4 protein-coding genes are annotated in these 10,164 nt (G+C 38.4%); 1 reads left to right on the top strand and 3 read right to left on the bottom strand.

Annotated elements, in window-relative coordinates:
- Positions 1 to 420 precede the first annotated feature (420 nt).
- The 3 genes from K5G00_RS28225 to K5G00_RS28215 all read right to left on the bottom strand — a co-directional run bounded on the left by K5G00_RS28225 (position 421) and on the right by K5G00_RS28215 (position 5,483).
- Positions 421 to 1,683, bottom strand: coding sequence for a DUF819 family protein (locus K5G00_RS28225; RefSeq protein WP_238769843.1), 1,263 nt, complete (start codon positions 1,681 to 1,683; stop codon positions 421 to 423).
- Positions 1,684 to 1,756: 73 nt separating this feature from the next.
- The gene (locus tag K5G00_RS28220; protein ID WP_238769842.1) at positions 1,757 to 3,397 is read right to left on the bottom strand and encodes a M28 family metallopeptidase; all 1,641 of its coding nucleotides are present in this window, start codon (positions 3,395 to 3,397) and stop codon (positions 1,757 to 1,759) included.
- A gap of 1 nt (position 3,398) precedes the next feature.
- Positions 3,399 to 5,483 carry an alpha-L-fucosidase gene (locus tag K5G00_RS28215; protein ID WP_238769841.1) on the bottom strand — a complete coding sequence of 695 codons (2,085 nt, stop codon included), beginning with the start codon at positions 5,481 to 5,483 and terminating at the stop codon, positions 3,399 to 3,401.
- A gap of 524 nt (positions 5,484 to 6,007) precedes the next feature.
- Between K5G00_RS28215 and K5G00_RS28210 the strand changes: the two genes are divergently transcribed.
- On the top strand, positions 6,008 to 10,164 hold a 4,157-nt coding region (locus K5G00_RS28210; protein ID WP_238769840.1), incomplete at its 3' end, for a PKD-like domain-containing protein.

The raw sequence follows: 10,164 nt of genomic DNA, 5'->3' as shown, positions 1-10,164 counted from the left end.
TTTTCTTTAAATACTTTCAGTGAACTTTGCCTCAAAAGCGAGCGCAAATGTAAACACCTTTTTCATATCTCCAAAACTTTTTCAACCATTTTTTTCAAAAAAAACTGATTCAATTTTCAACCTACTGAAATTCAATATTTAATCAAAAAAGAATCGGTTTTATTATTACGGCACAAGATCAATTTTGTTTCAAAATACACATAACAATCTATAGATGTGCATATTGAAAATGTTATTCATTAGAACAACAAACCATTAAAGGATGAAGAAATTTAATATAACTCATTGATATATTTGAGGTTATTGCAAAACAAATTCGGATGTTAAATTAATGAACTGAATAATTGCTTTCCTCATAAAAGATGCAGATTAAAATATCTGTTTACAGAGCTAACTACAGCAAAAACAAACCTGACTACACTAAAAAGTCCACTGCATAAGCTGTGTACATATAATTGCGCCGTAAGTTCCGAGCGCATATCCTAAGACAGCCAACAAAACTCCAACCGGTGCCAATGCTGTGCTGAAAGCTGAAGCCACTACCGGAGCCGAGGCGGCACCACCAACATTTGCCTGACTACCTACTGCAACGAAAAAAAATGGTGCTTTTATTAGTTTTGCTACTATTAATAACAAAGTTACATGGATTGCCATCCAAATTAAACCAATAATAAAATAATGAAGGTTATTAAAAGCTTCCAAAAAATTCATTTTCATGCCGATAGTTGCTACCAGTATATATATAAAAATACTTCCCAGTTTCGATGCCCCTGCCCCTTCGTAACGTTTCATTTTGGTAAAAGAAAGAACGAGACCAATAGTTGTTGCAATAACGATAAGCCAAAAAAAGCGGGAACTTAAAGAATTCAGGTTGTATTTTTCCAGGGTGGTTACATGTTTTTCCATTAAAGGTGAGATATAGTCAGCTCCGAAATGTGCAACTGCTGTTGCTCCAAAACCAATGGCCAGAATTACAAACAAATCGGTCGATGTCGGAATCTTTGCAATAGAAGCTCTGTAATTCTCAACTTTCTTTTTTAAATCTTCAATAGTTGAATTATCGGCCTTAAGTCTTTTATCAATTTTATGGTACCTGCCAGCTCCAAATAAAAGAAATCCCATCCAGATGTTTGCCACCAGTACATCTATAATTATCATCGAAGAAAACAAACTGTCGCTGCAATTATAGATTTCTTTCATAGCAGTCTGGTTAGCACCTCCGCCAATCCAGCTCCCGGCAATGGTTGAAAGTCCACGCCAGATTTCTTCACCCGGAACAGCTTCTTTTATTTCAGGGAAAAGCATTCCTGAAATCCACAACGCAACGGGTGCCCCAATTACAATTCCCAAAGTAGCCGTAAAGAACATTATTAAAGCTTTGGGGCCAAGGTTCAAAACACCTTTTAAATCGATACTTAAACAAAACAATACAAGACTGGCTGGCAAAAGGTAACGCGAAGCCACAAAATACAACTGCGACTCTTCAGGAGAAACCAACTCCAGGGGCCAGTTTAAAAATCCGGGGACAAAATAACAAAGTAACAGCGGTGGTATATACGTATAAAATTTCTTGAAAAATGGTTTTGAACTTGAAGATGTTTTAAAAATTACCGCCAGAATAACAATAAGAATCCCAAAAACAATCGCATCATTTTTTATTTTGAAGCCAATTCCATTTCCCATAAACTACAAAAAAGTAAATATCATTATGATAGTTACAAATAATTAAAGGAGTTTGTTGAAAAACAGTTTAAAATTAATGATGCTTCAACGACCGCTCTCTGACAGCTTTAAATTCAGAACCGTTGTTCCAACGGGGCCAGGCAACAGAATTTGCCAGTCGCAATCCTACATTATAAAACAGTTTTGCATCCTGAACCAATCCATTTAAATCGGCGATATCCGCATAATACTCATCAGTTGGTTTATGATAGGTATTTTCCCAATAATCAGAAATTAGCTCAAGCGTCTTTTCCTTTCCATAATTTTCTGCCTCAATATATCCTTTTGCAAAAATTGCCGGTACACCTTTTTTCATAAACGGAAAATGATCAGACCTAAAAAACATGCCGTTTTCAGGATTTGGGTCCTGCGCTATATAGCGCCCCTGTTTTTTAGCTTCCTCTGCCAGCAAATTATCCAACTCTGAATGTCCGTATCCGGTAACGGTAACATCTTTAAACTTTCCGATAAATAGTATAACATCGGTATTTATACAGGCAACAGTTTTATTCATTGGAAAGAGAGGATTTTCAGCATAATAACCAGAACCAAGCAATCCTGACTCTTCTGATGTTACGGCTAAAAAAAGCAGGGAACGCTCCGGTTGTTTTCCGGATTTAAACGCGCGGGCAATTTCAAGCATCCAGGAAACAGCGCTTGCATTGTCGGTTGCACCATTATATATACTGTCTCCATTTACTGGCGTTCCTACCCCCAAATGATCCCAATGCGCAGTATAAACCACAACTTCCTCCGGATTTGTAGTTCCCTTAATAAGACCGCATACATTTTTTGATGTTCCTTTTTTAAATGTACTCGTAATTTTTGCGGAAGCCTTCGCATTTAATTCAAAGGGTTTAAAATCTTTTGAGATTGCTTTTTGTTTTAATTCATCAAAATTATAACCACAGGCTTTAAAAAGTTTTTCAGCAGACTCTTTTGTTATCCACCCCTCAAAAGAACAGCGGTCTTTGTAACCATCTTCAGAGTCAAGAAAAAGTTTTGTTGTTTCACCATTGTTCCTAACCACTCCCCAGGGATAACCTGCCGGCCCTGTTTCGTGAACAATAAAACAAGCCTTGGCTCCCCTTCGGGCTGCTTCTTCAAACTTATATGTCCAGCGGCCATAATAAGTCATCGTATTTCCTTTAAAATAGTCATCGCTGGTTCCATAGCCCGGATCGTTAACAAAAACGATAATTGTTTTCCCCTTCACATCAGCACCGGCAAAATCATCGCGATCAAACTCAGGAGCCGTTATTCCGAACCCTGCAAAAATTACTTCAGAATTTTGCAGCGACATCTCCTCCTCCACCTTTTGCGAAAACGCTACATATTCATTAAGCTTGTTAAAACTTTGTTTTCCTGTTGGCGTATCAAAATCGAGTGCATCCGACAATTTTGACGTGATATTTAAAATCGGAACCTCCTGAAAATAGCTTCCTTTATTTGCTCCTTCCAGTCCAATTTGTTTCATTTGGGTTGAAAGATAATCTAAAACCAGAGGTTCAGCATCCGACATTGGCGCCCGGCCTTTATATTTATCTGATGCCAGTTCGGCAACATGTTTTTCAATATTCTTGTACAAAATGGCTGACTCGCCGTTATTTTTCACCTCCTGTTTACAGGCAAAAATGAAAATCAGTACAAGAAGCAGTAATATATTTTTTCGCATATTACTCTGTGATTATGTCAAATTCTGCTATTCCAATTCTTCCATTTTCTTCTGCAGGATCGATTGCCCTGAATTTAACATAACGGGCATTTACCTTTCTAAAATTTTTCTCCTGTAAAACCGGACTATTTTTTATATTAGAAAATTCGCCTTTTGAAACCGGAGCTCCCCAGTTTTTACCATTTTGACTGGTATAAAACTCATAATTAAAAATCACACCTGCGTTGTGTCGCCCTTGATCCGGCAAATAGGTAAATCCTTTTAAATTAAGCTCTTCTCCTAAATCAATAATATAATCAGCCTGATTTTCATTCTGGAGAGTCCACGCTGTTTCAGGCTTCCCATCAAATATCAATTCGGCTCTTTCTTTGTTTGCAAACTTGCCTTTTAATTCCCATTTTGCTTTCGAAACATCAAACTGAACTGTTGTTACCGGGCTTGATTTTTTATCTTTTGAATCAAAAACGATCGCTTTTAGCTGAACTTTTTCATCCATTAAAAACGGTTCTGAATATTGTAAAGACTGAGTTGAAGGTTCGGTTCCGTCTGTTGTATAAAAAATGTCTAAATCTGTATCAAACGCTTTCATAGAAATCATTCCTGATTTACTCCTGGTTATTTGTGGTTCAAGCAACACTTTAGGTGCTTTATATATTTCAATGTTTGAAATTAACGGACACGCTTTTGCATCTTCTATATTTAAACGAACCTTTGTGGCAACTATATTGGGAAATCGCAGGATCCTCTTGTATCCAATTGTAGTTTGTGAATCAATTTGCTTCCATTCATCATCAACCAAAGCTTCAAGAGTAAACTCTTTTACGCGTTGCCCCAATGAAATAAATTCCTGAACCATAAAACGGTTAAATTCTGTTGCTTCTTTAAAGTCAATAGTAATTGAGGAAGCAACCACTCCATCATCTGTAGCCCAATAGGTTTCAGGATCGTTGTCAACTACATTTTCTGCTTTATATATTTTCGAATTTCCACGGGTATTTGACGCTGCCACATCTTTTCCTAAAGCCAGATTATCTTCAAAATCAGCTTGAATTGCTTCGGACAATTTTCTGAGTTGTCGTACATCGTTTTCGTTTACCAATCCACGTGTATCAACGGGAAGGTTTAGTAAAAAAGATGCGTTTCGTCCAATGGAATTATAATATATATCCAATAACTGAGGTAAGGTCTTAACTTTATGGTCTTCCGACGGATGATAATACCAGCCCGGGCGGATTGAAACATCAACTTCCGCAGGCAACCAATGTGTTCCGTCAACCTGTCCTTGTTGAAGAAATTTCACGTCAGAAACTACTCCGGGGGCAAATTCATCACGTTTCAAAATACTCCAGTTGGTTTCGCCGGCCCAGCCACTTTCATTTCCAACCCACCGAATATCTGGCCCGGCATCGCTGAACATACAGGCCTGCGGTTGAAGCTCACGCACAATTTTACGCGTATTTTCCCAATCGTAATAAGTTGTTCTGTCAATCCGTCGTTCTTCATTGGCTCCGCCATACCAACCAGTTCCGCCGTTGGCGCCGTCGAACCATACTTCATAAATATCGCCATAATTGGAAAGGAGTTCCCGCAGTTGGTTTCTAAAATATGTAATGTATTCGGGTTTTCCATAATCAGCATGATTTCGATCCCACGGAGAAAGATAAACCCCCATTTTTAAACCATACTCCTTGCAAGCTTCCGAAAGTTCCTTTACAACATCACCCTCCCCGTTTTTCCATGGAGAATTTTTAACTGAATGTTCAGTATATTCTGAAGGCCATAAACAAAATCCATCATGGTGTTTTGCGGTAAGAATAATCCCTTTCATCCCGGCTTCTTTGCAAACGCGAGCCCATTGGCGACAGTCCAGTTCTGTTGGATTAAACAACTCCGGGCTTTCATCACCAAATCCCCACTCCATATTTGTAAACGTGTTCATATTAAAATGTACAAAGGCATAAAATTCCAACTCATGCCAGGCTAACTGTCGCTCGGAGGGAACCGGAGAAATTGCTTCCGGCGATGGTGTTTGACTACACGATGATAACAGCAAAACAAAAAATACAATTATGTTCAGTCGACTCATATCAATTTGATTTAACAATAAATAATTGAGTCAAAATTAATAATATTTAACCAGAAAATATGATTCAAAATAACCGGAATAAAAATTTAAACAAATGTAAAAAACCACAATAAAAAACAATAAGAGATATTTTTGCTTTTTTTTACTTTTTAGATAAAATGTCCCCGTGCGGGACAAAATAATCCAACCACAAAAACACAAACAATTAAAAATCAATACAATACAATTAACGGCACATTCATTGCTTATATATGAGGTGATTGCAAACGAAAAACAAAAAACTCAATTGGAGGACGTAAATATGCAAAAATCACATTTGGAAATTAAGTTTTTAAGTCATAATTTGCATTAGCAAAAACCAAGGATGATAACGGAATATTAGGAAGATAAAAAATAAGGGGTTATTAGTTTTCTTTCCTGAAATTTCACTTATCATAACGTTTTAGATCGAACTGTCGTCTCCACAAAGACCTCAGTTACTGTGTTTTAGTAAATCGGAATATGTATTTTATAGATCAAACGCTATGGAAAAAATTTTACCCAAACAAAAGGTTTATACAAAAAAACCTTGTTTCAATTCAATCTTCAAAAAGTTTAAAAATGGTGAGTATTTGACAAGCCTGCAACATTTGCTTTCTACCATAAAAAATCAAATACTTCACACTTCGCATTTAAAAAGCAATATTTCAAAAAAAGTTAATGCACGGGCAATTCTTCTCGCGATTTCTGTCTTATATTCCAGTTTTGCACTGGCAGACGGAAGTGCCAACTTGTACCCGGTTGGTGTAAATGGAAAGCGTGCTTACTTATTGAGCAGAAGCAGCACCACTCCTAAGCTTTTTAATATGTACCCAAGTCAAGGGACAATGTGGGTATATGTAAACAACGGTGAAACAATCTATGCGGGGTCAAGCATGCAGGGAAAGAATTACGGTTATGGATCTGCAACCGGACAAATAAGACTCACATCTCCAAACGGAAACGAATACAATTCAGGCAATAGCCAAACAGTTGGATTAATTGCCAACCGGGTAGAGGAGCTGAATGGACCAAACCGGAATGGAGAAACTGATGGTTATACTCCATTCACAAAAGTAGCAGACGAGACCGGTATCTGGAAAGTGGAGTTTATTTCAATGGGAGATGGTACTACAATTTCCGACGGTTATACTTTCGATGCCGATGCAAACTGGACCCAGGATGTGCGATCAGGTAGTTCAGCAATGATAGCTGCCTGGGATGTTTCTGTTGGTAGTGCTTCGGATGCTTCGAGCTTAATCCCTGGTAGAGTTTACAGCAACATATTCAATGGTACTTTGCCAAATACCTCCTCCAATTTTAGCGATGCCTACGGTGGCTTTTTTGGTAAATTCTATGTTATCACAAATAATGGTTACACCTACCTGGTGGACAACAACGGACAAATTGGCGCATCTTTTGGTTTTTTCGCCAATAACAAAGGGATTCAAAATACTGACGGAGATCAGATTACGTCAACAATACCTTACAGCTATAAAAACGGAACAAGAGCTTATAAAAGTAAAGACTTCGGCTCTGTTTCCGAAACAACACAAACATATGTATATGATCCCCGCGAGCCAGACAATGGCTCAAACGACATTACCCATAAAATATTTTATACAAAACCGGCATCTGACCTACCAACCAGCGCTGATATCTATATAGATGGAGCTACCGCGACAACTTGGTTAAAAAGTTCTGCGACTCAACCTGAAATATCCAATATTTCACTCACAGGATCGGAAAATAGCGGAAAAGTACTTGTTGGCCCAGACGGAGCTGATATAACATACACTTCTAACGCAAACGGTTCTTGTATTATTTATATTGATATAGACAATAACGGAAGTATTGAAGATGCAGTAGATGTTTCCCTTACTGATAACAGCGAAGTAGGAACCAACACGATTCACTGGGATGGAAAAAATGGGCTTGGAAATTCAATTACTGAGTCGACGACAATCACTCTTAAAGCACAAGTAGCTGTAGGAGAAGTGCATTTCCCTTTTACCGATGTAGAAATTAACCCCAAAGGAATCATAATAGAACTAACTGGCGGTTTCGACAACAACTTTGCCGTTCTTCCAAGCAGAGATACTGTCTATTGGAATGACAACGGAACTTCGAGTTCGGGAACTTTATCCAACCCAATCAGTACAGGAACAGATGAAGGGATATCCAGTAATTTAAACGGACACAAATGGGGAACATTCAATTCTGATGGATTCACTGATTTTGGAAACAATAAACTTCTGGATACATGGACATACATAAAAAGTGATTTTACATCGACTACTGCACAGATTGATGTTTTAGATCTATCAGTTAACAGCGTTACTCCAAACCAAAATTTCGGGTGCATTGGAGATTCTGTCACCTACACAATTGAAGTTGAAAACATTGCAACAAGCACAGCAACTGCTGATGCTGATGACGCTTCTTTCAATTTCTCAGCACCATCTGGCTTTTCTATAACCAGTTACACTTTCTCTGTTTCAACTGGCACAGCTTCTCAAAGCAACGTAAGCTATTCAGGAAATTCATTCACCTCAGATCTGGATATTACAAACGGAGGTAAAATTATTTATACAATTTCCGGAATGTTAAGTGCTCCTTTAACTGGCGGCAGTACAATTACACCAACCGCTTCAATTATGAGACCGGCAGATGTGATTGACATTGATGCAACAAGTGATGAAGTTGGTGCACCAATAGATCCACAAGAAGAGTGTGATGGCGGAAGTAGTGGTTCTGGTTGTAATAATATAAAAACTGCAGATAATATTACCATTACCACTCCTGTGATTGAAAATTTTGAAACCTCGATATGTAATGGCGATAATTTTTTAGTAAGTCCGGCAGACAGTGTAAATGTCTATTTTCCGATCGGAACAACATTTAGTTGGGATGTCCCCGTGGTTACAGGGGGAATAACCGGCGGAGCGGAAGGAACAGATGCAATAAATATTAGTGGAACACTTTTTAACCCTACAGCTTCTATTCAAACAGCTATATATTCAATTACACCAACTTCAGCAGATGGTTGTGACGGTGATCAATTTACTGTAACTGTAACAGTAAACCCAATGCCGATTCCTTATATTTCCGGGGCTTCCGACGTATGCTTGAACAGTTCAGTAACCTATTCTACTGATTCTGTTGCAGGCAACACATATTTATGGCAAGTCACCGGAGGTACAATCACAGGGGCTACAACGAATGCTTTTGTAGAAATATCGTGGGGTAGTTTGGGCACAGGAACTATTTATGTTACTGAAACCAATCCAGGCACTGGCTGTATTGGAGTTGATACACTTGAAGTTGACATTAGTGAAATCGTTATTGATGTTTTGAATGAACCAAGTAATATTACAGAATGCGCCGACACGATGATTGATGGCGTTTGGGGAAAATACATCGATTGGAGCTCACCCGATTTTAATCTGGGCTGTGTTGGTTCCGGCGATGCTAATTTTATGATGGAATTTAATCTTCCTGAATCAAAATGGGATTGCTGGATTTACGACGGAGTGCAACGCATCGGACCTAGTACTGCACAACTTTACCAGTCAGTTAGTAGCTATGGTAGTAAAGATACATGCTCTATAACAGGACCGCTTGTATTTATTGAACCTTCTATTGATGTTCACATGGATATTTACGCTCCAACAGGCGAAGATTTTACTTGGGAATTAATATTGATCGATTCAACCGAACATAGAGTAGGAAGTATTAATATTACAGGAGATGGCACAACAAAACCCTACACGATAAATATTCCCTCTTCCGTATCAAAAGGTGCCTATAAATTCAAATATCGATTTATAAAAGCAAAAAGCACAAAAATACTTGACAGCGAAGTCGATAATATATATTTTGACGGAATCCTTATTGATAATGGTTGTTCAAACGAAATCGATTTTAGCGTTATTGGACCTAAACCAGGATTCTTCCCGGTGACAAACGACTCAACATTAACCTACAAGGCAATCTACCGACCTAACGATACTGACTCTATTATTGAGACTTATAGTTTTGCCGTTACTGTTAATCCTTTACCCGAAGTCTCAGTAGGAGATGAAACCGTTTGTTCAGGAACAAAAGCAACATTTGAAACGATTAATCTGGAGGCCGATTATACTTATCAGTGGTATTTAAACGAAGCAGCAATTTCAGGAGCAACAGAGTATAATTACACAACAAACTCAACCTTCACAGGAATGAACAGCAACCTTTACAAAGTGGTTGTTACAAATACAACAACTGGTTGTCAGAATGAAGATAGTGGAACTTTAACAGTTGAAGAGTGTTGTGCTATAGAAGTTACAGCTAACAGTAATTCTCCAATATGTGAAGAAAATGAACTAAGCTTGTCCGCTAGCACAACAGGTGAAAAAGGCGCCGTATCCTTCAGCTGGACTGGCCCCAATAGTTTTATATCATTAACGCAAAACCCAACAGTTTCGTCACCTGAAACAGGCTGGTATTATGTTACAGCAACAGATAATAGCGTTAATGGCTGCGATGATGTAGATTCTGTATATGTTACTGTCAACCCGCTGCCTGTGGTGACTTTAAATCTCGGAGATAACGATGCCTGTATCGATGCGGATGCAATTACTCTTTCCGGCGGCCTGCCTGCCGGCGGAACTTACTCCGG

The organism is Maribellus maritimus (genome assembly GCF_022267315.1).
GTDB classification, from domain to species: Bacteria; Bacteroidota; Bacteroidia; order Bacteroidales; family Prolixibacteraceae; genus Draconibacterium; species Draconibacterium maritimum.
This window is presented reverse-complemented; position numbering and strand designations above follow the sequence as displayed.

Coding starts and splice junctions, on each gene's coding strand:
- K5G00_RS28225 (WP_238769843.1), bottom strand. CDS start 1,683: ATGGGAAATGGAATTGGCTTCAAAATAAAAAATGATGCGATTGTTTTT.
- K5G00_RS28220 (WP_238769842.1), bottom strand. CDS start 3,397: ATGCGAAAAAATATATTACTGCTTCTTGTACTGATTTTCATTTTTGCC.
- K5G00_RS28215 (WP_238769841.1), bottom strand. CDS start 5,483: ATGAGTCGACTGAACATAATTGTATTTTTTGTTTTGCTGTTATCATCG.